Origin of the sequence: Blastococcus sp. KM273128 (genome assembly GCF_021698975.1) — a bacterium.
Classification (GTDB): Bacteria; Actinomycetota; Actinomycetes; order Mycobacteriales; family Geodermatophilaceae; genus Blastococcus.
Map to the genome: position 1 here is coordinate 1 of NZ_SSXA01000060.1, position 24,214 is coordinate 24,214.

Annotated in this window: 26 protein-coding genes; 16 read left to right on the top strand and 10 right to left on the bottom strand. The window is 75.6% G+C overall.

Annotated elements, in window-relative coordinates; all coding sequences use genetic code 11:
• Nucleotides 1-29: 29 nt before the first annotated feature.
• From E9529_RS15800 to E9529_RS15810, 3 genes are read right to left on the bottom strand one after another with little or no spacing between them, the layout of a single operon-like run.
• Nucleotides 30-1,268: a molybdopterin-dependent oxidoreductase gene (locus tag E9529_RS15800; RefSeq protein WP_236832133.1), complete on the bottom strand. Its 1,239-nt coding sequence runs from the start codon at nucleotides 1,266-1,268 to the stop codon at nucleotides 30-32.
• Entirely contained in the window at nucleotides 1,265-1,936 is a 672-nt protein-coding gene (locus E9529_RS15805) for a DUF2064 domain-containing protein (protein ID WP_236832134.1), read from the bottom strand. The genes E9529_RS15800 and E9529_RS15805 overlap by 4 nt, the downstream gene beginning before the upstream one ends.
• Nucleotides 1,933-2,586 carry a glycosyltransferase family 2 protein gene (locus tag E9529_RS15810; RefSeq protein ID WP_236832135.1) on the bottom strand — a complete coding sequence of 218 codons (654 nt, stop codon included), beginning with the start codon at nucleotides 2,584-2,586 and terminating at the stop codon, nucleotides 1,933-1,935. The genes E9529_RS15805 and E9529_RS15810 overlap by 4 nt, the downstream gene beginning before the upstream one ends.
• Nucleotides 2,587-2,677: 91 nt before the next feature.
• Between E9529_RS15810 and E9529_RS15815 the strand changes: the two genes are divergently transcribed.
• Complete coding sequence (locus E9529_RS15815) at nucleotides 2,678-4,039, top strand: hypothetical protein (protein WP_236832137.1); 1,362 nt, start codon at nucleotides 2,678-2,680, stop codon at nucleotides 4,037-4,039.
• A gap of 10 nt (nucleotides 4,040-4,049) precedes the next feature.
• On the opposite strand, the gene E9529_RS15820 is transcribed toward E9529_RS15815, so the two are convergent.
• Complete coding sequence (locus E9529_RS15820) at nucleotides 4,050-5,114, bottom strand: NAD-dependent epimerase/dehydratase family protein (RefSeq protein WP_236832138.1); 1,065 nt, start codon at nucleotides 5,112-5,114, stop codon at nucleotides 4,050-4,052.
• A gap of 77 nt (nucleotides 5,115-5,191) precedes the next feature.
• Between E9529_RS15820 and E9529_RS15825 the strand changes: the two genes are divergently transcribed.
• Nucleotides 5,192-5,758 (top strand): DNA-3-methyladenine glycosylase I, encoded by a 567-nt coding sequence (locus E9529_RS15825; RefSeq protein ID WP_236832140.1) that lies wholly within the window; start codon nucleotides 5,192-5,194, stop codon nucleotides 5,756-5,758.
• Nucleotides 5,759-5,874: 116 nt separating this feature from the next.
• A complete protein-coding gene (locus E9529_RS15830; RefSeq protein ID WP_012947303.1) occupies nucleotides 5,875-6,042 on the top strand; it encodes a DUF3117 domain-containing protein in 168 nt (55 codons plus the stop codon).
• 88 nt (nucleotides 6,043-6,130) lie between these two features.
• Here the strand turns inward: E9529_RS15830 and E9529_RS15835 are convergent, their stop codons facing one another.
• Nucleotides 6,131-6,811, bottom strand: a complete 681-nt coding sequence (locus E9529_RS15835; RefSeq protein ID WP_236832141.1) for a bifunctional 2-polyprenyl-6-hydroxyphenol methylase/3-demethylubiquinol 3-O-methyltransferase UbiG — start codon at nucleotides 6,809-6,811, stop codon at nucleotides 6,131-6,133.
• Between the two features lie 201 nt (nucleotides 6,812-7,012).
• Between E9529_RS15835 and E9529_RS15840 the strand changes: the two genes are divergently transcribed.
• On the top strand, nucleotides 7,013-8,476 hold the full coding sequence (locus tag E9529_RS15840; RefSeq protein ID WP_236832142.1) for a hypothetical protein: 1,464 nt from the start codon (nucleotides 7,013-7,015) through the stop codon (nucleotides 8,474-8,476).
• A 74-nt stretch (nucleotides 8,477-8,550) separates the two neighbouring features.
• The gene (locus E9529_RS15845; RefSeq protein ID WP_236832144.1) at nucleotides 8,551-9,567 is read left to right on the top strand and encodes a cyclopropane-fatty-acyl-phospholipid synthase family protein; all 1,017 of its coding nucleotides are present in this window, start codon (nucleotides 8,551-8,553) and stop codon (nucleotides 9,565-9,567) included.
• A 12-nt stretch (nucleotides 9,568-9,579) separates the two neighbouring features.
• On the opposite strand, the gene E9529_RS15850 is transcribed toward E9529_RS15845, so the two are convergent.
• Nucleotides 9,580-11,082 carry an NAD(P)/FAD-dependent oxidoreductase gene (locus E9529_RS15850; RefSeq protein WP_236832145.1) on the bottom strand — a complete coding sequence of 501 codons (1,503 nt, stop codon included), beginning with the start codon at nucleotides 11,080-11,082 and terminating at the stop codon, nucleotides 9,580-9,582.
• 178 nt (nucleotides 11,083-11,260) lie between these two features.
• Between E9529_RS15850 and E9529_RS15855 the strand changes: the two genes are divergently transcribed.
• Entirely contained in the window at nucleotides 11,261-12,934 is a 1,674-nt protein-coding gene (locus E9529_RS15855; protein WP_236832147.1) for an FAD-dependent monooxygenase, read from the top strand.
• A gap of 67 nt (nucleotides 12,935-13,001) precedes the next feature.
• On the opposite strand, the gene E9529_RS15860 is transcribed toward E9529_RS15855, so the two are convergent.
• On the bottom strand, nucleotides 13,002-14,666 hold the full coding sequence (locus E9529_RS15860; RefSeq protein ID WP_236832149.1) for a SpoIIE family protein phosphatase: 1,665 nt from the start codon (nucleotides 14,664-14,666) through the stop codon (nucleotides 13,002-13,004).
• Between the two features lie 134 nt (nucleotides 14,667-14,800).
• The gene (locus E9529_RS15865; protein WP_308195295.1) at nucleotides 14,801-15,631 is read right to left on the bottom strand and encodes a spore photoproduct lyase family protein; all 831 of its coding nucleotides are present in this window, start codon (nucleotides 15,629-15,631) and stop codon (nucleotides 14,801-14,803) included.
• On the opposite strand from E9529_RS15865, the gene E9529_RS15870 reads away from it, so the two are divergent.
• From E9529_RS15870 to E9529_RS15920, 10 genes are all read left to right on the top strand, one after another.
• On the top strand, nucleotides 15,619-17,043 hold the full coding sequence (locus tag E9529_RS15870) for a recombinase family protein (RefSeq protein WP_236832152.1): 1,425 nt from the start codon (nucleotides 15,619-15,621) through the stop codon (nucleotides 17,041-17,043). The two genes, E9529_RS15865 and E9529_RS15870, sit on opposite strands and share 13 nt — an antisense overlap.
• Before the next feature lie 282 nt (nucleotides 17,044-17,325).
• Nucleotides 17,326-17,502 carry a hypothetical protein gene (locus E9529_RS15875; RefSeq protein WP_236832154.1) on the top strand — a complete coding sequence of 59 codons (177 nt, stop codon included), beginning with the start codon at nucleotides 17,326-17,328 and terminating at the stop codon, nucleotides 17,500-17,502.
• Nucleotides 17,499-17,636 carry a hypothetical protein gene (locus E9529_RS15880; protein ID WP_236832156.1) on the top strand — a complete coding sequence of 46 codons (138 nt, stop codon included), beginning with the start codon at nucleotides 17,499-17,501 and terminating at the stop codon, nucleotides 17,634-17,636. The genes E9529_RS15875 and E9529_RS15880 overlap by 4 nt, the downstream gene beginning before the upstream one ends.
• Nucleotides 17,637-17,791: 155 nt before the next feature.
• Nucleotides 17,792-18,154 carry a hypothetical protein gene (locus tag E9529_RS15885; protein ID WP_236832157.1) on the top strand — a complete coding sequence of 121 codons (363 nt, stop codon included), beginning with the start codon at nucleotides 17,792-17,794 and terminating at the stop codon, nucleotides 18,152-18,154.
• A complete protein-coding gene (locus E9529_RS15890) occupies nucleotides 18,145-18,846 on the top strand; it encodes a hypothetical protein (RefSeq protein ID WP_236832158.1) in 702 nt (233 codons plus the stop codon). Before E9529_RS15885 ends, E9529_RS15890 begins: the two co-directional genes overlap by 10 nt.
• 295 nt (nucleotides 18,847-19,141) lie before the next feature.
• Nucleotides 19,142-19,372 carry a hypothetical protein gene (locus tag E9529_RS15900; protein ID WP_236832159.1) on the top strand — a complete coding sequence of 77 codons (231 nt, stop codon included), beginning with the start codon at nucleotides 19,142-19,144 and terminating at the stop codon, nucleotides 19,370-19,372.
• A gap of 490 nt (nucleotides 19,373-19,862) precedes the next feature.
• Nucleotides 19,863-20,195, top strand: coding sequence for a hypothetical protein (locus E9529_RS15905; RefSeq protein ID WP_236832161.1), 333 nt, complete (start codon nucleotides 19,863-19,865; stop codon nucleotides 20,193-20,195).
• Nucleotides 20,192-20,422, top strand: coding sequence for a hypothetical protein (locus tag E9529_RS15910; protein WP_236832163.1), 231 nt, complete (start codon nucleotides 20,192-20,194; stop codon nucleotides 20,420-20,422). Before E9529_RS15905 ends, E9529_RS15910 begins: the two co-directional genes overlap by 4 nt.
• Before the next feature lie 162 nt (nucleotides 20,423-20,584).
• Nucleotides 20,585-21,691 carry a hypothetical protein gene (locus E9529_RS15915; protein WP_236832165.1) on the top strand — a complete coding sequence of 369 codons (1,107 nt, stop codon included), beginning with the start codon at nucleotides 20,585-20,587 and terminating at the stop codon, nucleotides 21,689-21,691.
• A 390-nt stretch (nucleotides 21,692-22,081) separates the two neighbouring features.
• Nucleotides 22,082-22,735: a hypothetical protein gene (locus E9529_RS15920; protein WP_236832166.1), complete on the top strand. Its 654-nt coding sequence runs from the start codon at nucleotides 22,082-22,084 to the stop codon at nucleotides 22,733-22,735.
• 230 nt (nucleotides 22,736-22,965) lie between these two features.
• Here the strand turns inward: E9529_RS15920 and E9529_RS15925 are convergent, their stop codons facing one another.
• Both E9529_RS15925 and E9529_RS15930 read right to left on the bottom strand, forming a co-directional pair.
• On the bottom strand, nucleotides 22,966-23,580 hold the full coding sequence (locus tag E9529_RS15925; protein ID WP_236832168.1) for a hypothetical protein: 615 nt from the start codon (nucleotides 23,578-23,580) through the stop codon (nucleotides 22,966-22,968).
• A gap of 138 nt (nucleotides 23,581-23,718) precedes the next feature.
• The coding region (locus E9529_RS15930; protein WP_236832170.1) for a hypothetical protein at nucleotides 23,719-24,214 on the bottom strand (496 nt) is incomplete at its 5' end.

Below are 24,214 nucleotides of genomic sequence, written 5' to 3' on the forward strand. Positions count from 1 at the left end.
CGCGCGGTCGTCGCGGGAGGTGCCGGTGCTCATGCCGGCCGCACCAGGGAGAGCCACTTCGTCTGCATGACGCCCGGCCGGTTCGGCGCGATCAGCCGCACCGGGTAGCCGTGGTCGAGGGCCAGCGGCTCGCCACCCAGCCGCAGCGCCAGCAGGGTGCGGGGGTCGGCGGTGTGCGGCGGCGCGACCACGCTGGTGCGGTACAGCCCACCGGTCTGCAGCGACTCGACGACGACCCGCGCGTCGCGGGGCAGCCCCGCCTCCTCGAGCAGGTCGGCCAGCCGGACCCCGGTCCAGCGGCCGGTCGCGCTCCAGCCCTCGACGCAGGCGATCGGCAGGGTCTCGGTGTGCTGGGGGCGGCGGTGCAGCTCGGCCAGCGACAGCTCCAGCCGGCGCGGTCCCTCGACGACCAGCCGGTAGCCGGGGTCGGTCGCGGTCTCCTCGACCTGCGCTGCCGCCGCCGTCTGATTCACCGGCAGGCCCTGGGTGCCGGCGTCGGGCAGCCGCGGCGCGAGGACCGACACGGGGGCGAGGGGGGCGACCGTCTGGCCCACCGTGGTGACCGTGACGGCGGCGACGCCCAGCCCGGAGGCGAGGACGAAGGTGCGGCGGTCGATCGCGCCCTCCTCCTCGGCCGCCGCCTCGCTGTGCAGCTCCTGCGCCTGCCCGGGCGCGAGCCCGGCGGTGGCGGCGGGCGAGCCGCGGCGGGCCAGCCCGCGCCGGATCTCCGGCGCCTTGGCCCCCACGTGCACCGCCACCGCGCCGACGGCGATCCAGCCGGTCCAGTAGTGGGCGGTCGGGAAGAAGAAGCCGAACGGGTACCACTGCGCGATGTTGACCAGCCCGGTGACCAGCTGCATCGCGGCGGCGCCGACGAGCACCAGGACCGACAGCCGGCTGACCAGCCGGGCGGGCGAGCCGGCCGGCGGCCACTCGAACAGCAGCGGGTAGACCGTCCAGAGCTTGACCAGCAGCAGCGGGATCGCGGCCAGCCCGGCGGCCACGTGCAGCCCCTGGGTGACCCGGTAGAGCCACACCGGGGACGACGGCCAGGTGAACCACCCCGGCCCCGACTGGATCAGGTCGCTGACCAGCCCGGTGAGGAAGCACACCAGGAACGCCAGCCCGAGCCAGACGCCGGTGCGGGCGGCGCGGCGCTCGGAGTGCAGCGGGCTGGGGAAGGCGCCCGCGCGGAAGGGGCCGCGGCGCAGCCCCTCGGGGGGACCGGGCAGGCGGGCGCCCAGCAACCGGTCCAGCCGGCTGGTCACGGCGCCGCCCCGAGGGTGGCGGCGAGCCCGGTCACCACCCGGTGGGTCCGCGTCCCGGGGGCGCACCGCTGCGCGACCGCCAGCGCGTCGGGGAAGTGGTCGATGTCGGTGAGCACCGGCAGGTCGAGCACGGTGAGCCCGGCGCCCTCCAGCGCCGCGCGGGTGCGGACGGCGGTGTCCTCCCGCGACATGGGGACGCCGGTCAGCACCTGCGCCGGCTCGGGTGCGTGCAGGCCGAGCGCCCACCAGCCGCCGTCGGGGGCGACGCCGAGCACCGCGGAGCCGGGGCCGGCCGCCACGAGCCGGTCGAGGCAGCCGGCGAGCAGCTCCGGCGTCACCTGCGGGGTGTCCATCCCGATGAGCAGCGTCGGCAGCGCGCCGTCCGGCCCAGGCATGGCGTCGGCGAACGCGGCCGCGAGCCGCACCCCCAGGTCGCCGTCGACCTGCGGGACGACGGCGCAGCCGGTCAGGTCGAGCCCGCCGGGTGCGCCGTCCAGCGCCACCACCCGCCGGGCGACCGGGGTCGCGCGGACGGCGTCGAGCGTGTCGCCGACCGCGGCCGCGGCGATCGCCGCCGCCTGCTCGGGCGTGCACGGCGGGCTGAGCCGGGTCTTGCTGCGGCCGGGCACCGGCGCCTTGGTGATGACCAGGAGCTGGGTGGGCGTCACGAGGAGAGCACCTGCCGCATGTCGCGGATCGTGCGCACCGTGCCCAGGACGGTGCCGGTGACCTTGGAGCGGGTGCCCTCGGCGCGCGGCGCGTACGGGACGTCGAGCTCGCGCACCCGCCACCCCGCGTCGGCGGCTCGGGTGACCATCTCCAGCGGGTAGCCGAAACGGCGGTCGGTGATCCCGAGGCCGAGCAGCGCGGTGCGGCGGGCCGCGCGCATGGGCCCCAGGTCGTGCAGCGCCAGCCCGGTGCGCCGCCGCAGCATCACGCCCAGGGCCACGTTGGCGACCCGCGCGTGCACCGGCCACGCGCTGCGCCGGGTCGGGCGGCGGCGGCCCAGCACGAGGTCGGCGTCGCCGGCGAGCACCGGACCGGCGACCAGCGGCAGGTCGGCGGGGTCCATGGAGCCGTCGGCGTCGCAGAAGCAGACGACGTCGTCGGTCGCCGCCTCCAGCCCGGCGTGCGCGGCCGCGCCGAAGCCGCGCTGGGGGACGTGCACGACCGTCGCGCCGTGCTCGGCCGCGATCGCCGGCGAGCCGTCGGTGGAGCCGTTGTCGGCGACGATGGCGCGGTAGCCGGCCGGCAGCCGCGCGAGCACCCACGGGAGCGCGCCGGCCTCGTCGAGGCAGGGGAGGACGACGTCGGGCACGCCTGACACAACCACGGACCCGGCGGTCCCGCCCGCCGGCGACCGCCCCGCCGCTGGGCGGTCACCCGGTCGGGGCCCTACTGTCGAACCGGTGACCGAGGCGACCACGGAGGCACCCCGGCGGACGACGCCGGCCGCGGGCACCCGCCCGTGGCGCCCGTGGGCCGGGCTGCTGGCCGCCGTCCTGCTCGTCGGGGGCACGGCCCTGGTCGGGCGGGAGCTCGCCCGCGGCGGGGCGGACCTGCACCTCATCGGTGGCTACGTGCTGCGCGGCGACTGGGACCCGCTGGTCTCCCCGCGCGTGCTGCTGCCCGCCGCGGTCGGGCTGGCGCTGCTGCTGTGGGCCCCCACCGCGGCCCGCGCCGCCCGGTGGCCGGTGCTGCTGGCCGGTTCGGCCGCCGCCACGGCCGGCTGGGCGGTCTCCCTCGCGCTGGCCGGCGGGTGGGGGCGGCTCACCGAGCCGCTGGGCAGCCGGTACGAGTACCCCTACGACGTCCCCCGGGTGGGTGGCATCGGGGAGCTGCTGCGCACCTTCAACGACTCCGTCCTCGCCGACTCCGCCGACCCCTGGACGACGCACGTCTCGGGGCACCCGCCGGGGGCCCTGCTGGCGTTCGTGCTGCTGGAGCGGGCCGGTCTCGGCGGCCTGGGCTGGGCGGCGGCGACGTGCATCGCGGCCGGGGCGCTCGCGGTCCCCGCCGTGCTGGTCACCGTGCGGGCGGTCGCGGGGGAGCCGGCGGCGCGCGCGGTGGCGCCCTTCCTCGTGCTGGCGCCGACGGCGCTGTGGGTGGCCACGAGCGCGGATGCGCTGTTCGCCGGGGTCTTCGCCTGGGGGGTCGCGCTGCTGGCGACCGCGGCGGCGCGGGCAGCCGGCGCGGCGCCCCGGGCCCTGGCCGGCGGGGTGCTGCTGGGGCTGGCGCTGCACCTGTCCTTCGGGCTGGCGTCGCTGGGGCTGCTCGCCCTCGCCGTCGTGCTGGTGCACCGTGGGCGGCTGGGCTGGGCCGGGGTGGTGCGGGTGCTGGCGGTCGCGGCCGCCGGGGTGCTGGTGGTCTTCGCGCTGTTCGCCCTCGGCGGCTACGACTGGTTCGAGGGGTTGTCGCTCACCGCCGAGCGGGTGCGCTCGGGCCCGTCCTACGCCGACCGGCCGCTCGCGTTCTTCCTGGTGGCCAACCTGGCGGCGGCGGCGGTCGCGGCCGGCCCCGCCTCGGTGGCGGGGCTGGCCTGCCTGCGCCGGTCGGCGCTCGCGCTGCTCCCGGTGGCGGTGCTGGCCGCGATGCTGGTCAGCGACGCGACCGGGCTGGTCCGCGGGGAGACCGAGCGGATCTGGCTGCCGTTCACGGTGTGGCTGCCGGTCGCCGCGGCCTTCCTGCCGCCGCGGCAGTCGCGGGTCTGGCTGGTGCTGAGCGCCGTCACCGCGCTGGTCGTCGAGGTGGCCGTGCGCACCGAGTGGTGAGCGGCCGGGCTCAGCCGCGCGGCGCCGGGCGCAGCTCCGCGGTGGCGAACTCCCGCATCCCGTCGAGGAAGTCCACCCGCGCGCGGAAGCCGAGCTCGGCCTCCGCCCGGGCGGGGCTGGCAACCACGTGCCGCACGTCCCCGAGCCGGTACTCGCCGGTCACCACCGGCTCCGGGCCGCCCATGGCGTCGGCCAGGGCGCGGGCCATGTCACCCACCGTGTGCGGCCGCCCCGACGCGACGTTGTAGGCCCGCAGCGCGGACTCCTCGGGCGGGTGCTCCAGGGCCCGGAGGTTGGCCTGTGCGACGTCGGTGACGTGCACGAAGTCCCGCTGCTGGCCGCCGTCCTCGAACACCGCCGGTGCCCGGCCGGACTCCAGCGCGCTGCGGAAGATGGAGGCGACGCCGGCGTACGGGGTGTCCCGTGGCATCCGCGGTCCGTACACGTTGTGGTACCGCAGCGCGACGACGCTGCCGCCGGTCGCGCCCGCCCAGGCGGCCGCGAGGTGCTCCTGCGCGAGCTTGGTGGCGGCGTAGGTGTTGCGGGGGTCCGGGACGGCGTCCTCGGTGACCAGTTCCCAGCCCAGCTGCCGCCCGCAGCGGGGGCAGGGCGGCTCGAAGCGGCCGGCGTCGAGGTCGGCGCGCCGGCGGGGGGCGGCCGGCACCGGCCCGTGCTCGGGGCAGGAGTAGCGGCCCTCCCCGTAGACGACCATCGAGCTGGCGAGGACCAGCCGGCCGGCCCCGGCGCGGGCCATCGCGGCGAGCAGCACCGCGGTGCCGAGGTCGTTGATCCCCGCGTAGGCGGGCATGTCCTGCACGTCCACGCCCAGCCCCACCATCGCGGCCTGGTGGCAGACCGCGTCGACGCCGCCCAGCGCGCGGTCGACCACCGCCGCGTCGCGGACGTCGCCGACCACCAGCTCCGCACCCTCGGGGACGGGCGGCCCGTCCGGGTACTCGGGGTGGACGGCGGGCAGCAGGGCGTCGAGCACGCGCACCTCGTGGCCGGCGTCCCGGAGGGCGGGGACGACGGCCGATCCGATGAAGCCGGCACCGCCGGTGACGAGGACGCGCACGAGGCGGGACGCTACTGGCGCACCGGCCGGGCCGCTGCCCGGCCGGGGTGTCGGTGGCCGGCGCTAGCGTCCGGGGTGTGCAGCGCTGCGCCTGGGCCACGAGCGCCCCCGAGTACGTCGCCTACCACGACGAGGAGTGGGGGGTGCCGCTGCGCGGCGACGACGCGTTGTTCGAGCGGCTCTGCCTGGAGGCGTTCCAGTCGGGGCTGTCCTGGATCACGATCCTCCGGAAGCGGCCGGCGTTCCGGGCGGCCTTCGCCGGGTTCGCCATCGACGCCGTCGCCGCGTTCACCGACGTGGACCGGGCCCGGCTGCTCGCCGACGCCGGCATCGTCCGCAACCGGGCGAAGATCGACGCGGCGATCGGCAACGCGCGGGCGGCCCAGCAGCTCCCCGAGGGGCTCTCGGAGCTGCTCTGGTCCTTCGCACCGGCGGGCCCGCGGGCCCGTCCGGCGACGCTCGCCGACGTCCCCGCGACCAGCCCGGAGTCGGTCGCCATGGCCAGGGAGCTCAAGCGGCGCGGCTTCGTCTTCGTCGGCCCGACCACGGCCTACGCCCTCATGCAGGCGACCGGGATGGTCGACGACCACGTCGCCGGCTGCTTCCGGGCGGCCGGGCCGGAGCGCGACGCGCCGTCACCCTGACGGGCCTCGTGTTGGACGGACGGCACGCATGCGGGATCATTGTCCCGGAGTTCGCAGCATCGGACACCGCGCGCCTGCCAGCAGAGGCAGTCGTGCGGCTGGCGAAGGAGGCACGCATGGCGGCCATGAAGCCGCGCACGGGTGAAGGTCCCCTCGAGGTCACCAAGGAAGGGCGCGGCCTGGTCATGCGGGTACCGCTGGAAGGTGGCGGGCGCCTGGTCGTCGAGCTGTCGCCCGACGAGGCGGCTGCGCTCTCGGAGGCGCTGAAGGGCGCCACCAGCTGATCTCGGCGCGGGGCACCCGCGCAGGACACGACCCGGCCCCGGCCGGTGGCGAGCGCGCCACCGGCCGGGGCCGGGTCGTTCCGCGTCCTCAGGCGGGGCCGGGGACCGCCGGCCGGCGGAGCGCGGCGAACCAGCGCCCGCCGTCCTCCCAGGAGTCCGCGAGCCGCAGGCCGGCCGCGGCGGCGATCTGCCCGATCGCGTCGCACCCCACGTGGGCCCAGTCGAACCACGAGCTCACCTCGCCGCCTCGTTCCAGCCGCAGCCGGGTGGTGCGCACGCCCGTGCCGGGCCCCTCGGTCTCCACCAGGACCAGGCCGCCGGGGGCGACGATCGCCCGGCAGCGGCGCAGCAGCGCGGTCGGGTCCCCGCCGATGCCGATGTTCCCGTCGGCCAGCAGCGTCGTGCCCCACTGCCCCTCGGCCACGACCGGCTCGAAGACCGAGCGCCGGATGGCGGTGGCGCCCGAGCGGCGGGCCAGCCTCAGCGCCGTCGGCGAGATGTCCAGGCCCAGTGCGTGCACCCCGCGGTGGGCCAGCTCAGCGGCCAGCCGTCCGGGCCCGCAGCCGACGTCGAGGACCGTGCCCCGGGCGCGGGCGAGGAACCGGCGGTCCACCTCGTCCGCGTCACCGGTCCACCGTTCCAGGGCGCCGGCGAGGGAGTAGCTGTGGCCGTCGGCGTCCCGCACCGACCACGGCTCCGGTGCGGGGGCGTCCGCGGTGCCCGCGGACTGCAGGGCCGCCGCGTAGAGGTCGGTGGCTGCAGGTGGCATGGCGGGCTCGCTTTCCCGTGGGGCGGTGGACCGGGCAGGACGCCTTCCCGCCGCCGGGACGGCGCGGGTGGGCGGTGGTTGCGATCTGGCATAGCCAGATCCGGACGTGCTCAACCCAGTCGCGCTCCCGACGACCCGATCGGGCCCCGAGGTGCCTCCCCGCGGGGTGCCGGGAGAAGCTGGGCGCGTGGAGGAGGCGTCATGAGCGAGGACCAGGGGGTCGTGTTCCCGGCGGGGGACGACGGCCGGCGGAGCACGGCGGCCCTGGGCCGGGCCGTCGTCGCCGACGCGCTGCGCCCCGCCGACGCCGCGGGTGCGCTCGCCGCGGAGCGGGAGACCAACTGGCGGGCGGGGTACCTGACGCACTTCCGCCGGCTGGTGGAGGCGGGCCTGCCCTCGCCCGGTGCGGCGCGGGCCATCGCGGACGCCGGGCTGACCTCGCTGCACGCGCGCATGCGGGTGTCCGGCCCCGAGGGGGAGACCGGCCTCGCGGCGCTCTCGACCGCGCCCGCCGGCCGTGCGCTGGGCACCGCCGAGGTGACCGGCGCCGCCGAGCCGGAGCGGGAGCTGTCGCTGCCGTTCCGCGGCGGGCGGCTGCGCGGCGACGCGCTGCTGCGCCGTCTGGACGACTGGGTCGCGGCCGGCGTCGTGGAGCCCTCGTGCGCCGACGCGGTGCGGGCGGTCGCCGCCCACCCGGAGTGGCTCTCGCTGCCGGGCCGCACCGTCGTCGTGCTGGGCGCCGGCGCGGAGATGGGGCCGCTCACCGCGCTGCTGCGCTGGGGGGCCCGCGTCGCCGGCGTCGACCTGCCCCGCGCCCCGCTCTGGGAGCGGGTGCTCGACACCGCGCGCGGGGGCGCCGGCACCCTGCTCGTGCCGACGGCGGCGCCGGGCGCGGAGCCGGACCCGGCGCGCGCCGGCGCGGACCTGATCGCCGAGGTGCCCGCGGTCGCCGACTGGGCGGCCGGGCTGCCCGGGGACCTCGTGCTCGGCAACTACGTCTACGCCGACGGCGCCACCAACGTGCGGGTCTCGACGGCGGTGGACGCGCTCACCGTGCGGCTGGCGGGGGAGCGGCCCGAGCTCGCGCTGGCCTTCCTGGCGACGCCGACCGACGTCTTCGCCGTCCCCGCGGACGCGGTGGCGCAGTCGGTCGAGGCGTACGCCCGGCGCTCGCGGACGGCGAAGCTCCTGGGGCGCCCGCTGCGCACGGTCTCGGGCGGCCGGCTGCTGCAGCGCGCCTACGTGCCCGGCACCGACCCGGGGATCGCCGACAGCCTGGTGGCCCAGCAGGGGCCCAACTACGCGCTGGCCAAGCGGCTGCAGCGGTGGCGGGCCACGGTCGCGCGTGCGGCGGGCAGCACGGTGTCGATGAACGTCGCCCCGCCGACGCGGACCCGCTCGGTGGTGAAGAACCGGGCGCTGGCCGCGGCCTACGCCGGCGCGCACCGATTCGGCGTGGAGATCTTCGAGCCGGCGACCTCGAACGTGCTCATGGCCGCGCTGCTGGTGCACGACCTGCACACCGGCGGCGGCCCGGCGCAGGAGCACCCGTGGCAGGACGAGGCGTACGAGGCGGCGCACGGCGGGCTGTGGCGCGCGGCCTACCAGCCGCGCAGTGCGCTCGGGCTGGCGGCGCTGCTCGGCTACGGGGCCGCCCGCGGCTGACCGGTGCGTGGAGGTGGTGGTGCCCACCGCACCGGCGCGCCACAGTGGTCCCCCGACCACCGGTGGGAGCGCAGATGCCTCGGCTGTTCCACGCACGGACCCTGCTCACCGTCCTGCGGACCGGCAACCCCCGCGCCCGCCTGCGCGCCACGCGCGACGCGCAGGCGGCCGTCCGGCTGCACCTGGGGGCGGCCGGTCTGGCCACCGGGGTGCTCGACGCGGTGGCGGCCGGCCCGGGGGGCACGACGGAACTCGCCCGGCGGCTGGGCGTGGCCGACGAGGAGCTCCTGGGCGCCTTCCTGGCGGTGCTGGCCGCGGGCGGGCTGGTCCGGGGGGACCCCGCGCACTGGGCCCTGGCGGGCGCCGGCCGGGCCGTGGTCGGCGACGACCTGGTCCGCGCCACGTACGAGGCGTTCGCCGGGTTCCACACCGGGCTCTACCGCGACCTCGGGGAACTCCTGGCCGGCGGCCCCCGGCGACGGGACGTCGCCGAGCAGGGCGGGGTCATCGCCCGCGTCTCGGCGGCGTTCGAGCCATTCGTCGAGGACGTCCTGCGGGAGGTGGTGGCGGCGGCGCCCCCGCGGCGGGTGCTCGACGTCGGCTGCGGCACGGGGCTGCAGCTGGCCACGGTGCTCGCCGCGGCGCCGGGGGCGGAGGGCGTGGGGGTGGACGTCGACGCCGACGCCGCCGCGCTGGCCCGGCGGACGCTCGAGGAGCGCGGCTTCTCGGGGCGGGCCACGGTCGTGCAGGACGACGTCCGGAGGCTGACCGGGGACCGCCCGTTCGACCTGGCGCTGCTGGCCAACGTCGTCTACTACCTCCCGGTGCAGGAGCGGGCCGCCCTGCTCGCCGACGTGGCCGCCCGGCTCGCCCCGGGGGGCACGCTGCTGCTGGTCACCACGGTCGTGACGCCGCAGCTGTTCAGCCGCCACTTCGACCTGCTGCTGCGGGCCCAGGAGGGAGCCATGTCCCTGCCGGCGGTCGACGAGCTCACCACCGCGCTGCGCGACGCCGGCCTGCGGCCGCGGGAGCCGCGGCGGATCGCCCCGGGGGCCCCGCTGGTCGCCGTGGCGGCGGTCCTGCCCGCTTGAGCGCCCGGCCCCTCAGGCGGGGCCGACGAGCCCGGCGACGATCTCGGCGGAGAGCCCCACCAGCGGCAGCCCGCCGCCGGGGTGCGCCGAGCCGCCGACGAGGAACAGCCCGGGGAGGCGGGAGGCGTTGCCGGGGCGCAGGAACGCCGCGCGCGAGCCGTTGCTGGAGGTGCCGTAGATCGAACCGCCGACGCTGCCGGTGCCGCGCGCGAGGTCGGCCGGGGTGCGGACCACGCGCCAGCGCAGCCGGTCCCGGACGTCGAGACCGCGGCGGGCCATGACGTCCAGCACGCGGTCGGCGTACCCGTCGGCCAGCCCCGGGGTGTCCCAGTCGACCCCGTTGGCCGGGTCGTGGCGGGGCGCGTTCACCAGCACGAACCACGACTCGCTGTCCCCGTCCGGCACGAGCGCGGGGTCGTCCGGGGCGCTCACGTAGACGGTGGGGTCGGCGACGGGGCAGGGCCGGCCCGCGTGGCGGCCGGTGCCGAAGACGGCGTCGAACTCCGCGTCGTAGTCCCCGGGGAAGAGGACGGTGTGGTGGTCCAGCCCCGGGGTCCGGCCGCGCAGCGCCAGCAGCAGCACGAACCCCGAGAGCGACGGCGTCGCCCGGGCGAGGTCCCGCCGGACGCGCCGCGTGCGCGGGTCCGGCGCGAGCAGCTCCCCGTGCAGGGCCGCGGCGTCGACCCCGGAGACGACGACGTCGGCGGCCAGCCGCTCGCCGTCGGCCAGCTCCACCCCGGCCGCGCGCCCCCCGGCCACGAGCACGCGGCGCACGGCGGCCCCGGTGCGCAGCACCGCGCCGTGGGCGACCGCCCGGTCCAGCACCGCCAGCCCGAGCCGGTGCAGCCCACCGGCCACGTACCAGGAGCCGAAGGCCTGCTCGGCGTACGGGACGGTCGCCAGCACCGCCGGCGCGCGCCGCGGGTCGGAGCCGGAGTAGGTGGCGTAGCGGTCCAGCAGCGTGCGCAGGTGCGGGTGCCGCAGGTGCTCGCGGCCCAGCCCGCGCAGCGACCGCCAGGGCGCGATCGCGGCGACGTCGGCCGGGCGGCGGGCCAGCCGGGCCAGGGTCGTGGCGCCGGCCAGCGGCGTGCGCAGGAACGGCTGCTCGCTGATCCGCCACATCGCCCCGGCCCGTTCCATCAGCCCGGCCCACTGCGCGCCGGTGCCCGCGCCCAGGGCGTCGTCGAGCGCGGCCGGGACGGCGTCCGCGTGGCCGGGCACGGTGAGCCGGGTGCCGTCGGCGAACCGGTACCCGACGGCGGGGTCCAGCCGGACCAGGTCGACGGCGTCCTCGAGCCGGCCGCCGGTCGCGGCGAACAGGTCGCGGTACACCTGCGGCAGGGTGACCAGGCTCGGCCCGGTGTCGAAGGAGTGCCCGTCGCGGGCGAACCAGCCGAGCTTCCCGCCGACGCCGTCCGCCTGCTCCACGAGGGTGACCGCGTGGCCGAGGGCCGCCAGCCGGGCCGCGGCGGCCAGCCCGCCCAGACCGGCGCCCACCACCACGACCCGTGCCACCGGCCCACCGTAGCCACGGGTCCGGCCGGTCGATATCCGGTGCCAGAGGACTGACGGCATGCGGACATCTGACCGCCGGAAGGTGCCGGAAGCCCCGGCGACGAGAGGCGCGATTGTGACCCTTGACACGACTCGGGAGGCCCTCGCACAGTAAGGCACATCCGTGACCCCCGACGCCATGCGGACGCTTGTCCGGCGACCGGAACGGTCTCCAACGCGCCGAAGAGGATGCCCTGTGCCCGATCTGAAGGTTCCCGTTCTCGTCGTCGGAGGCAGCCTCACCGGGCTGACCACCTCTGTGCACCTCGCCTCGCAGGGCGTGCCCCACTTGCTTGTCGAACGCCACCGGGGAACGGCGGTGCACCCGCGAGCGGCGTCGTTCCACCAGCGCACCATGGAGATCTTTCGCGGGGTGGGCCTGCAGGATGCCGTCGAGGCCGCCGCCGAGAAGGACTTCATGCAGAACGGCGCGATCGTCTCGGTGTCCACCCTGAGTAGCCCGGAGATGCAGTACTTCTACCGGTCGTTCAACGAGGGGGTCGAGACGTTCAGCGCCACCCGGAGGCTGTTCATCACGCAGATCGGCTTGGAGCCGGTGCTGCGCGAGCGCGCCCGCGAGCTCGGTGCCGAACTGCGCTACGGCACCGAGCTGGTCAACTTCGAGCAGGACGACGAGGGGATCACCTCGGTGATCCGGTCACGGGACGACGGCCAGGAGGTGACCGTCCGTTCCGACTACCTGGTGGCGGCGGACGGGGCCCACAGCACCGTCCGCACCCGGTCCGGTATCGACATGGTCGGCCGGCCGCCGTTCGCGCAGTGCGTGACCATCTACTTCCACGCCGACATGCGGGAGCTGATCGGTGACCGGAACCTGAGCGTCGTCTACGTCAACCAGCCGGACCTGCTCGGCTTCTTCCGGTTCTCCATCACCGGCGACTCCGGATTCCTCGCCGTGTTCTCCTCGCAGAACCCTGACGGCACCCGGGACACCCACGTGTCCGAAGACCTCGACGAGGAGAGGTGCGTCGCGTTCGTCCGCAAGGCGCTCGGGCAGCCGGACATCGCGGTGCGCGTCGACGACGTCCAGCGGTGGACGGCGGCCGCGGCGCACGCGGCTTCCTTCCGCGACCGGCGGGTCTTCCTGATCGGCGACGCCGCCCACGTGATGCCGCCGACCGGAGGATTCGGCGGGAACACCGGGATCGGGGATGCGCATGCCCTGGCCTGGCGGTTGGCGCTGGTGTCCCGGGGCATCGCCGGTCCTGGGCTCCTCGACAGCTACGACGACGAGCGTCGGCCGGTCAGCGACCTCATCGTCGAGCAGGCGTACACGCGGTACGCCCTCCGGGTGGACCCGTCCCTCCCCCGGGAAGGCCTGGCCGCCCCGCTCGACGACCCCTCAATCGAACTGGGGCCGGTGTACCGGTCGGGTGCCGTGCTGCTCGACGGGGAGGATGACGGAGCGCTGCTCGTCGATCCACGTGAACCGTCCGGCCGACCGGGTGCCCGCGCGCCGCACGTCTGGGTCGACGTGGACGGCGAGCGCCTCTCGACCCACGACCTCTTCGGCGACGGGTTCGTGCTCCTCGCCGGGGCCGAGGGGCAGATGTGGGTTGACGCCGCCGAGCAGGTCGCCGGCGCCGAGCGGCTGCCGGTGTGCGGGTTCCGGGTGGGCCCCAGCGGCACGGTGCACGACCCTGCTGGCGCGTTCCCGGGGGCCTTCGGTGTCGGCCCCGCCGGTGCGGTGCTGGTCAGGCCCGACGGCGTCGTGGCCTGGCGGTCGGCAGGTCCGGAGGAGCGCCCCGCGGCGGTGCTCGCAGAAGTGATGGGCCAGCTGCTGGCGCGCTGACGGAGGCCCGGATCGCGGGGCCGGTGGTCCGTCCGGGGCCATCGGCCCCGTCCCCTCGACCGGTGTGTCAGCGGGGGACGGACAGGGCCAGGACGGCGAGGTCGTCGTGCTCGTGCCGGGAGCCGGCGAGCTGCCGCTCGACCGCGTCGCCGACCGCGGCGACGGTCTCCCGCGCCGCGCCGCCGGCCACGCCGGCGACGACCCGCGCCAGGGCCTCCTCGCCGAACTGGGCGCCGTGGTCGTCGCGCGCCTCGGTGACCCCGTCGGTGTAGAGCACCAGCGTCGCGCCCGGCGGGAGGTCGATCTCGTGCTCGGCGAAGGTGACGCCGGCGTCGATGCCGAGGGGGCGCCCCGCGGTGCCGACGGCGGTGGTGGTGCCGTCGGGGTGGCGCAGCAGGGGGAGCGGGTGCCCGGCCACGCTGATCCAGGCGCGCTGCCCGCTCCCGGCCGGCTCCAGGACGAGGCAGCAGGCGGTGACGAACCGCAGCGGGGCGCTGCCCTGCTCGTGCAGGAGCGCGGCGTTCACCGCGCCGAGGATCCCCGCGCTGCTGCCGGACGCCGCGGCCGCGCGAGCCGTGTGCCGGGTGACGGCGGTGACGGCGGCCGCCTCGGCGCCGGTGCCGCAGACGTCGGCGATGAGCACCATCCACCGGCCGTCGGGCAGCGGTGTGACGTCGTAGGTGTCACCCCCGACGAGGGCCGCCTCCCCGCCGGCCCGGTAGGTGGCCGCCAGCTCGACCCCGGGGATCGACGGCAGGTGGGAGGGGAGCAGGCTGCGCTGCAGCGTGTCCGCGAGCTCGCGCACCACCGACTCGGCGCGCAGCCGGGCGAGGAACTGGCCGATCTGCCGGCCCGCGTGCCCGAGCACCTCCAGCAGCTCCGGCGGCACGGGGCGCGACTGCGCGGAGAACAGCTCGCAGACGGCGAGCAGCGTGTCGCCGCTGAGCACCGGGAAGGCGACGCCGGTGCTCAGCCCGTCGGCGCGCACCTCGTCCCGGCGGACCACCCGGGGGTCGGCGGCCAGGTCCTCGACCACCACCGGGACCCGGTGCGACCAGGCGCGCCCGGGCAGCCCCTCGCCGCGGCGGAACACCCGGCGGGGGGCGTCGGCGGCCAGCGCCGGGACGTCGGAGCCGGGCGCGGCCCAGGTGCCGGCGTGCACCAGCCGGCCGTGCTCGGGATCGGCCTGCCACAGCAGCGCGGCGTCCCAGTCCAGCTCGGTGCACAGCGTCGGGAGCAGCTGCTGGAAGGCCACGTCGGCGTCGAGGGCCTCGGTGAGCGCGGCCGTCACCCGCAGCGTCGCGGCCAGGTACCGGCTGACCTGCAGCTGCCGCTCCAGCAGGATCGTGGTGCTGGCGTCGCGCAGCACCCCCACGATCGACGCCTCCGCGGCGCCGGCCCCCGGGTAGGGCTCCACGCGGGCCAGCGTCACGTCGATGGAGACCTCGTGCCCGTCGACGTGCAGGGCGGGCAGCTGCGTGGTGTTGCCGACCAGCTCGCCCCGGCCCGTCGTCAGGAACCGGTTGATGTGGCCGCTGTGCCCGGAGCGGAACCGGGTGGGCATGATCTCGGTCAGGTCGCGGCCGAGCAGGTCGGCCGGGGCGTAGCCCAGCAACGCGGACACCGCGGGGTTGACGTAGGTCACCCGGCCGCAGGAATCGGCGACGACGACCGTGTCGGGCAGCGCGGCCAGCAGCGTCGCCGCCGGCACGCCAGAGGTGGCCTCGGGCACCCTTCCCCCTCGAGCACGCGGTTCGCGGCGGGGCGCTGCTTTCCCGCCGCGGCCAGCAGCTTCTCACACCCCGGGTGAGCGCGCCGCCACGGATTGTCGATATGTGGCCATGCCGACACCGCGACATGTCGCCGTCAGAAGGCGTACCGGATCCGCAGCCACGGCGCCTCCCGGGCGACCAGCTCGCGCAGCCGCGCGACGGCTGCCCGCTTCACGCCGGCCCGGTAGCGCACGTTGTCCTGCCCGTTCTGGCTGCGCTTGGGTTCCTGCAGATCGGGGCGCCAGAGCAGCTGCTCCGCGGTGGGGTGCCAGCCCAGGTTGACCTCGTGCAGCGCCTCGTTGTGGGTCAGCAGGATCACCTCGGCGGCGGCCTGCGCCCTCGCCGCGGCGCCGAGCTCGTCGGACAGGCGTGCCAGGAGCCGGCCCCAGGCCTCCTCCCAGCCCTCGCGGAGGACGACCGGGGAGAGGTTGAGGTGCACCTCGTAGCCGGCCGCGACGAAGTCGTCGACGGCGGCGATGCGCTCGGCCACCCGGCTGGTGCGCACGTCGAGCACCCGCGCGTCGTCGTCGGGCATGACGGAGAAGCGCACCCGGGTCCGCCCGCGTGGGTCGAGGTCGAGCAGCTGCCGGTTGACGTACTTGGTGGCGAAGCTCGCCTTCGCCGTCGGCAGGTCGCGGAAGGTGGCCACCAGGTCGGCGACGTTGTCGCTGACCAGCGCGTCGACCGAGCAGTCGCTGTTCTCGCCGATGTCGTACACCCAGGCCGCCGGGTCGCACTGGTCGGGCACGGTCTTGGGCCCCTGCCGGGCCACGTGCCGGCGCAGGTGCCCGGTGATCTGGTCGATGTTGGTGAACACCGTGATGGGGTTGGCGAAGCCCTTGCGCCGGGGCACGTAGCAGTAGGCGCACCACGACTTCCCGCCACTGCACGTCCGAGGGTATTCTCGGAGGCATGGCAGCAACACGGAACGGGCAGGTCAGGGCGCTCATCTACGCCCGGCAGAGCAAGGACAACGCCGACGGCATCGACCGCCAGATCGAGGACTGCCGCCGCCTCCTGGCCCGGGAAGGCATCGACCCGGACTCCGCCCGGGCGATCGTGGACAACGACGTCTCGGCCAGCAGCGGCAAGCGCCGCCCCGGCTACGACGGGGAGCTCATCCCCGAGGTGGAGGCCGGCGGGCGGTCCGTCCTCGTCGTCGCCCAGACGCAGGACCGGCTCCTGCGCAAGCCCCGGGAGATGGAGGACCTGGTGGACCTGGTGGAGCGCACCGGGGCCCGCGTCATGCTGGTCCGTTCCATGTTCGACCTCACCACGGCGATGGGGCGGGCGGCGGCCCGGCAGGCGGCGGTGTGGGCCCGGCTGGAGGTGGAGCAGAAGGCGGAGCGGCAGCAGCGGCAGGCGGTGCAGGCCGCCGAGCGGGGGGAGTGCCCGTCCCGCCGGGCGTTCGGCTACCAGCCGGGCGGGGACGTGGACCCGGCCGAGGCGGCGGTCGTCCGCGACGCCTTCGACCGCCTGTTCCGGGGCGAGTCGCTGGTCCGGATCACCGACGCCATGAACGCGGCCGGGCTCCCCAGCGTGCGGGGCAACCGGTGGTCACGGAAGGGTGTGGCGTACCTGCTCACCAGCCCCCGCTACGCGGGCTGGCGGGTGTACCACGCCGGGGCCGAGGACGAGGTGCGGGTGCGGGGCACCTGGCCGCCGCTGGTCACCGACGCCGAGCACGAGAAGGCGGTGGCCCTGTTGACCGACCCGGTGCGGAAGGTGAACACCCTCGGCACGGCCCGCCGGTGGCTGGGGTCCGGGCTGTTCCTGTGCGGCCGGTGCGAGGCGGCGGGGGAACTCGAGCAGGGGGCCCCGGTGACCATGCGGACCGGCCGCCGCACCAACGGCAACGTGCGCACCTACATCTGCCGGGCGCACGCCCACCTGTCGCGGGCGGCGGAGCCGGTGGACGCCGCCGTCGTCGCCGCCGTGGAGGCCCGCCTGGCCCGCCCGGACGTCGCTTCCCTGCTGGCGGGGGCCACTCCGGAGGTGGCCGGGCTGCGGGAGCAGGCCGACGCGATCCGGGCCCGCATCGACCGGGCGGTGCGGGACTACGACGACGACGTGATCGACGGGGCCACCCTGCGGGCGGTGAAGGCCCGGCGCACCGCCGAGCTGGCCGTCGTCCAGCGGAAGATCACGGCGGCGGCCCGGTCGTCCCGGCTGGCGACGCTGGCGTCGGCGGCGGACCCGGCGGAGGCGTTCCGGGCGGCGGACCTGGCGGTGCAGCGGGAGGTGATCGACGCCCTGGCCGTGGTCGTGCTGCTGCCGTCGGCCCGGGGCGCGTCGTCGTTCGACCCGGCGACGGTGGACGTCCGCTGGCGTCACTGACCCCCTCCCGGGCCCCTACCGGCCCCGGCCCCTTCCCCGGGGGCCGGGGCCGTTCCGTTGTCCGGGGGTTTCACTCGGTTCTGTCCCCGGTCCGTCCTAACATCGGGTTCGGAACCACCCCGCCGGGGTTGACCTCCCCGGCATAGGCATCGAGAGCGCTCCCCGAGGCGCAGAGCGGGAGGGATAGCCAGCCACCCGGGCCGTGACCACACCGGCCCGCACCTGTCCGCCAGGTGGCTGCCTCCCCCCTGCACGTCCCTCGCACAGAAGGCGCACACCCTCATGCCTCGACCTCGCCCCGGCGAGTTCCCCCCCAGCCTGCGCAAGGCCCACCGCGTCCACCGCCTGAACGCCCTCATGCGCCGGGTGGACTCCTGGCTGGAAGCCGACCCCCTCCCCGAGGACCGGGAGCAGCTGGCCCGGTACATCCTCACCCACCAGCCGGGCGGTGACGCGTGAGCGCCCAGGAGCGGGAGGCCATCGCCGCCTGGGCCGCCCAGGTCGCCGCCAAGGCCCCACCGCTGTCCGAGGCGCAGACGGCCCGCCTGCGGGGGCTGCTGTCGGGGGTTCTCCGCACCGGAAGGGCCGCATGAAAGCGGCAACGCCGGCCCCCTCGGGAGGGGGTCCGGCGCACCAGAGGCGTCCTGGGGGGGACGACACCAAGGCTAGCGGCGGGCACCGACAGGACCAAGCAGAACCCCCGGCCCTGTTCGACGTGGAGGTCACCTGCCCGCCCCACGCCCCAGCCGTGACCAGCATCGTCTACCCCGAGGACGCCCCGGACTACGTGCGGGGGCCGGGCCACCGGCGACGCACCACCACCGGGCCGCCGGCCGCCGCGCCCCCCTGGTGGGTCCGGGAGGCCGAGCGGATCGGCCTCGACCTGGCCGCCTCCGGGCGCCAGGTCACGGTGGACGACCTGCACGCCCGGCTCGGCGACGAGCCCGGGGCCTCCGGGGCGGCGTTCGGTCAGTTGTTCGCCCGCCTGGCCCGGGAGGGCAAGCTGCGCGAGGTCGGGTGGACCCGGTCCCGCCGCCCGGACGCCCGAGGCCGTCGCGTCGTCCTGTGGGGCGGTCCCCGGTCCACCGGGGGGTGGCCGACATGTGGCTGAAGATCAGCGACGACTTCCCGGCCCGGGCGGCAGAGGCCGCCCTGAGCGACGCCGCCGTGCGGACCCACATCGACGCCCTCTGCGCGATCATGCACCGGGAGACCGGGCCCATCCTCAACCGGCGAGACCTGCGCCGGTTCCTCGAATCGGACGACGCCGACCAGGCCGTCACCGAGCTGGTGGCGGCGGGGTGGTGGGTCCGCCAGGACGACGGAACCGTGCGCGTCCTGGAGAACATGGGCGACCAGCCGGAGCCCGAGGTTATGGCCAAGCGCCGGGCCGCCGCCGCCGAACGCCAGCGCCGGAAGCGGTTGCTGGACAACGGCATCGACCCGGACACCGGCGAGAACCTGACCCCGGAGCAGGTGAAGGCCAAGCGGCGGCGGGAGGACCGCACCACCCCGGCGGACACTCCGTCACGGCGTGACACCCCCCCTCCGTCACGCCGTGAGTCACGGGGTTACCCGGGTCGGGACGGGTCGGGACGGGACGGGGCACTTAGAACGGGACCACCTACGGACGTGGAGCCGGACGACGACAACCATCCCAACCCCTCCCCGTTGCCGCCGTCTGTGACCTCGACCCCCTCCGAACCGGACTGGCCGGACTGGCCGCAGACGCCGTGCACCACCACGGGTCACTCCGGGTGCGGTCGGCTGGACTGCGGCGACTGCCGGGAGGGCGCCGCGTGATCCGCCTCCCCGTTGGGCTGCCTGCCCTGGCGACCGGCCCGGTCCCCTTCCCCCCGGGGGCCGGGGGCCAGGGGCCGGTGTGTCGGTGTCCGTCCCGGTGTCCACACCGCACCCGCCTCACCGGCCGGGGCACCTCCACGGGTCACCCGGGTCGGGCCCGGCCCGACCCCATCCCGCAACCCCGCCAACGGGCGCACCACAAACCACCCACCCACTCGCACCACCACCACCCCCACAGCCCGGCACCGGGGCGCTCGGGGGCGGCAACCACCACCACAACCAGAGGCGGAACACCATGCCCAGCAAGAAGCAGCCACAGCCACAGCCGCAGCAGCCGGAGCGCCTCGTCGTCGGCCCCGACGGCGCCCTCAACCTGCTGGCCCGGCTCACCAGCGCCGGACCACCCGAAACCGAGGCTCTGCTCGACTCGTCGGTGATCCTCCCCGACGGCTCGATCACCGCCCTTGGGGAACTCACCGGCAGCCAGATCGCGGACCTCCGCGAGTGGCTTGCGGCGGTCCGATGAGCACCCCGCAGCCAGGCCCACGGCCCACACCCAGCCGCACCGACACACCACCGGCGGGCGACCCGCGACCAGCCACCACCACCGGCCAACCCGGCACCACCCGACCCGGCCGACCTGCACCCGGCACCCGCACCCACCACTGTCCGGACTGCCTCCACCGGCTCCCGCAACGCCCACGCGGCGACGGCCGGTGCGACCCATGCCGCCAGGCCGCCGGCCTCGGCACCGGCCGCACCAAGCGGCAGCGGCGCGGCAAGAAACTCCCCGGCCGCGACCAGGTCGTCCTCGACGAACGCGGCTGGCCCACATGACCAGCAAGGGGGTAGGTCCATGCGCCGCGCCCGCCCCCCGCCACCGCATCCACTCCGGGTCGGTGTGGATCTCTCTCCCGAACGCTGGGGGCCGCGTCGTGGGTGGAACCGCAGGTAGGTGGCCGAACGGGACCTGAACCGCTGCCCGAACACCGCCGAACGCATGGAAGGAGTCTCGGATGCCAAGAGCGACGCATGACGCCGACTACGGGCACGCCCACCGCAGGCTGCGGGGGAAGTGGCGGCGGGTGGTGGCCAGGGGAGAGGCGGTGTGCGTGCGCTGCGGCCTCCTCATCGGCCCGGGGGCCCCGTGGGACCTCGACCACACCGACGACCGCACCGGCTACCTGGGCCCGGCGCACCGCGCCTGTAATCGTGCTGCGGGGGCCCGGCAGGGCAACCAGGCTCGCCGGGGCGCGGCCGGGCCGGGGCAGCTGGAGCTCCCGCACCGGCCGGGGGCGGCCGTCCGCGACGAGCACGGCCACCTGTCCAGAGCATGGGGGCAGTGGTGACCGGCGGGGAGATGGATGCGCTCATCGCCGGGCTGACCGGTGCCCGGCGGGAGGTGGAGCAGGTGCTTCTGCTGTGCGGCCGGTTCGTGGACAACCGGGCGGCGTCCGGGGACCCGGTGGCGGCGGCCCTGTCCCGGCGGCTGGCGTCGGCGTTCGACCGCCTGACCGCCGAGAACGTGGCGGCGGTCACCGCCCTCCGCGACCACCGGCCGGACGCGACCGCCTGAACCTGTCACCGGCCCGGCGTAATCTGGTCGGGCTGGACCGCTGAGGTAAGACGAGACGCGCCAGGCGCGTAAGTCGAGACGTGAGTGCTCCGGAGCAGGGCCCGCCCCAGGAGGGCGAGCGGCCCGCTTCCCCGCTGTCTCGACCTCCCAAGGAGCCCCGTCATGGGCAACCTCCCCTACGCGATCACCGACGAGCTGAACGCCGCCAACGCCACCGTCACCGAGGCGCTGCGCGCCGGTCGCAGGCTCACCGCCGCCGAGCGATCCCACATCGACCGGGTACTCGCCGCCGCCGCCGACGCCAAGACCAACGCCGACCTGGCCGACAGCATCGAAGCCATGCGGCGCGGGTCCGCCCCCGGCCGGGGCGTGTCCGACGGGTTCGGCGCCAAGCTGGCCGCCTCCGGGTTCCACACCAAGCACCGCCCGTCGGTCGTCCTGTCGGCGTTCGACGCCCTCGGCGCCGGGGCGAAGGCCACCCTCCCGGCCGCCGGCGACCTCGCCCCCATGCCCCCGGAGGACGTGTCCCCCCTGGGCCGGGACCGCCGGTTCCTGTGGCCGTTCCTCGACCGGCGCCGGGTTGAGCCCGGCATCACCGCGATCTCGGACTTCCGGCAGACCGGGGCCCGCACCATCACCGGGTCGGTGGAGCGGGACGTCACCGCCACCACCGAGAAGGCCACCGTCGCCCTCGCCGTGCAGGCGGTCACCACCACCCTCCGCCAGGTGGCGGTGCTGGTGGACAAGGTGCCGAACGTCGTCCTCGAGGGCGAGGAGCTCTGGCGCGAGTTCTTCGACGCCGAGGGTCGGCAGGTGCTCGACCAGGCCCTCGACACGCACGCGATCGGCGCGATCCTGGCCGCCACCCCGCCCAACGGGGCGATCGGCACCGGGCTGGTCGCGCAGGTCCGCAACGGCGTGGCCGCCATGCGGCAGGCCGGGGCGAACCCCACCCTGCTGGTCGTCTCCGGCGACGACGCCGCCAGCCTCGACCTCACCGAGGACGCGGGCGGGTACGTGTTCCCCGTCCGGGACTCCGGCACCGCGTCCCCCCTGTGGGGGCTGCGGGTGGTGGAGACCTCCACCATCCTCACCGAGCCGCTGCTCATCGACCCGAGGCGGCTGGGGCCGCTGTTCCTCGGGGCCCTGCGGGTGGACGCCGACCCGTTCACCGGGTTCGCCAACAACACCACCGACCTCCGGTACGAGGTCGCGGTGCTGCAGCACGTCCGCCGATTCGACGGCGCCTTCCGGGTGGCCGCCGTGTAGCCCATGACCGTCGGCGCCGGGCCGTTGACTGCCTCCCTCCGGCCCGGCGCCGACCACCACAACGTCCCCCCGGCCGAGCCGGTCACTCCGGCCGGGGGGCGAGGGCGGCGGCGTCAACGCCCGTTCCCTAGTTTCTGGCGAAGGTCGGGCCGCTCATCACGACGTCCGTCCTGCGCCGCCGCCCAACGGCCCCCGTTCACCCGCCCCGTTCCTTCGCCGGGGCGGGTGAACGGGGGCCGTCCCCTGGGGTTGTGCTGGACCACCGCTAGTGCCGTGTCAGTCAACCTTCGCCCTAGGAGGCGGCTCCAGGGCCACCCGTTCATAGCCCCGTCCGGGTGGAGCACGATCCGCTAATGGGCAGGTGGCACCGGCGTTTCCTACGGTGGCGCCATGACTGCACCCGCGGGCGAGATCGACTGGGACACAGCGGAACGCCGCGAACGCCGACACGAACTGTTGGGCCTTCCGGGGATCGCTTGCTTCTTCGTCGGCATGGTCCTACTGACCGGTGGCATCGGACCCCTGACCGGCGGCGCGGCGTGGGCCGTGGTCGGGGGGATGCTGGCCTTCATCGTGCTGATGACGGCGTCCTCCCAACTGATCCCGCGGCTGCGCGCCAACACTTCCGGCGGCTACCGGATTCAGATAGCCCTCAACCGACACATCGACCCAGGGCCGGAGTGGCGTGCGCGAACCGATCGCCAGGCCCGCTACACAGCCGGGGTGGCCTGGTTCGGGTGGGCTGCCCTTATCGCTCCGCTAGCCTTCCTCCTCAATGGGCAGTGGGACCGACCAATGGCCGCGGCGGCCGGGACGGTCCTACTCGTGGGCGCCGCGTCGGCCTGGATGCTGTGGTGGCGGCGGCGAGTCCTCGCCGCCCGTCGCTGGCTGGCAGACCCGCCAGGACCGGCCAGGGAGGCGCTGCCCCCCACGACGGCGGAGCGATGGCTAACGGGACGCCGGGGACTTGCGACCATCGTGGTATCGGCTCTGGCTCTGGGGCTGATCATTGGGCTTGTCGCAGCCTTCGCAGAGGGGTCTTGACCAGCCGGAGCGGCCGGCCGTCGAACGCCCAACAGGCAGCGGGCGGACCCTGGGCGTACCGAGAGGGTGCGCCGCAGGCTGTCCCCGAGTGGGCCGCTCAGGGACACGGCCGCCCCTATTGCATGAGCAGGGCAATCGTTGCTAGCCGCGGGCACTAGCAAGTTAGGTGAGAGCACAGCCGACGAGCCTGCTGCCCCGCGCCCGCCGAACTCGCCTCGGCTTGTTCGGTGTCACCCGCTGCTCGGCTGCCGGGTGGATTCTCGCTCCGACGGCAGCGGGGCAACTGGGTACGCCGGACGAGCACGCATTCTCCGCCGCCACCGCACTCGGGTGGGAGTTAGGTGTCCGGCCAACGCCTCGTTGATCCAGTTCCGACCTCGGGCGATCTCGTCCAGCACCGCAAGACGCGCGGCGTTCAGGTGCTGATGAGCCAGTGCCATCGCATCGGCGTCTCTGCTGTTCGTGGCGAGGGCGTCCTTTTCTCGGGCGTCGTCGAACTTGGAGAGAGCCTTCTGGAGGTCCTCATGCGCGTAGACCCGGCTAGTCGATAGAACGTCCCGCCAGGCGGCATCCGCGGCGGCGACGCGCTCATGCGGGACTGGCCCGCGGGTTCCTACAACCGCGTCCGAGCACTGGCCGTGGACCACCGAGATCTGGTCTATCGCCCGACAGACCTCTGCGTCGTAGCGCAGCGTGTCCCCGATCCGTCCGGTCATCCACTCTCGCTGCCACTGCCGACGGTGGAGCCGACCAGTGAGCCAGGCCCCAAAGACGGCGCCCAGAAGAGTCCCGAGAACCCCGATCGAAGGTCCGATCAGCCACCCGAGCGCGGTCAGCTCAGACACGCCTGCTGCCGCCGTTAAGGTCATAGGGGCATCCTCGCAGCGCATGTGACATCGGTTGACGGCGGAGCTTCGCACTTGCGCTGAGTGTCCCTAAGCGGCCCACTATGAGACAGCAGCGGATGGAGGAAGGCCTGTCGATCAAACCCCGCCGCGAGGCAGGTTGCGTACGGGACGTTCGCGGCCGTCCTTGTTGTCGTGGTAGAGGACCTCCACCGAGATTCCGCGGGCGTCGAACTCTCTGTGCAGGGCTTGCGCAAGGACGATTCCGTCGCGATTCCAGGAGGCTGGCGCAGACCATGACTCGGGGTCGCCGGGTCGTTCGTTCCACGCCTCCAGGCGCTTGGCCAGCTTGGAGGACACGCCTAGCACCTCGGGCTCCAGCATGTAGTCATCCCAGTCGCGACTCCGCTCGTGTGCTGGCGAGCGGTTCCACAGGCAGCTGGCGGACCACTCGGCCATCACCACGATGACGGTGGGTGGAGGCCACGGCATCGCCCAGCCGGGCCATCCAGATGCGTCCGGCCACACCTCCGCGGGGTCAAGCCCGCTGGCGTGGTGTGTGACGGCTACCGCGTGATCTTCATGTCTGGTCAGGCGCTGAGCGCCGGGATCGTCGGCTGGCCGGTCACCTCCT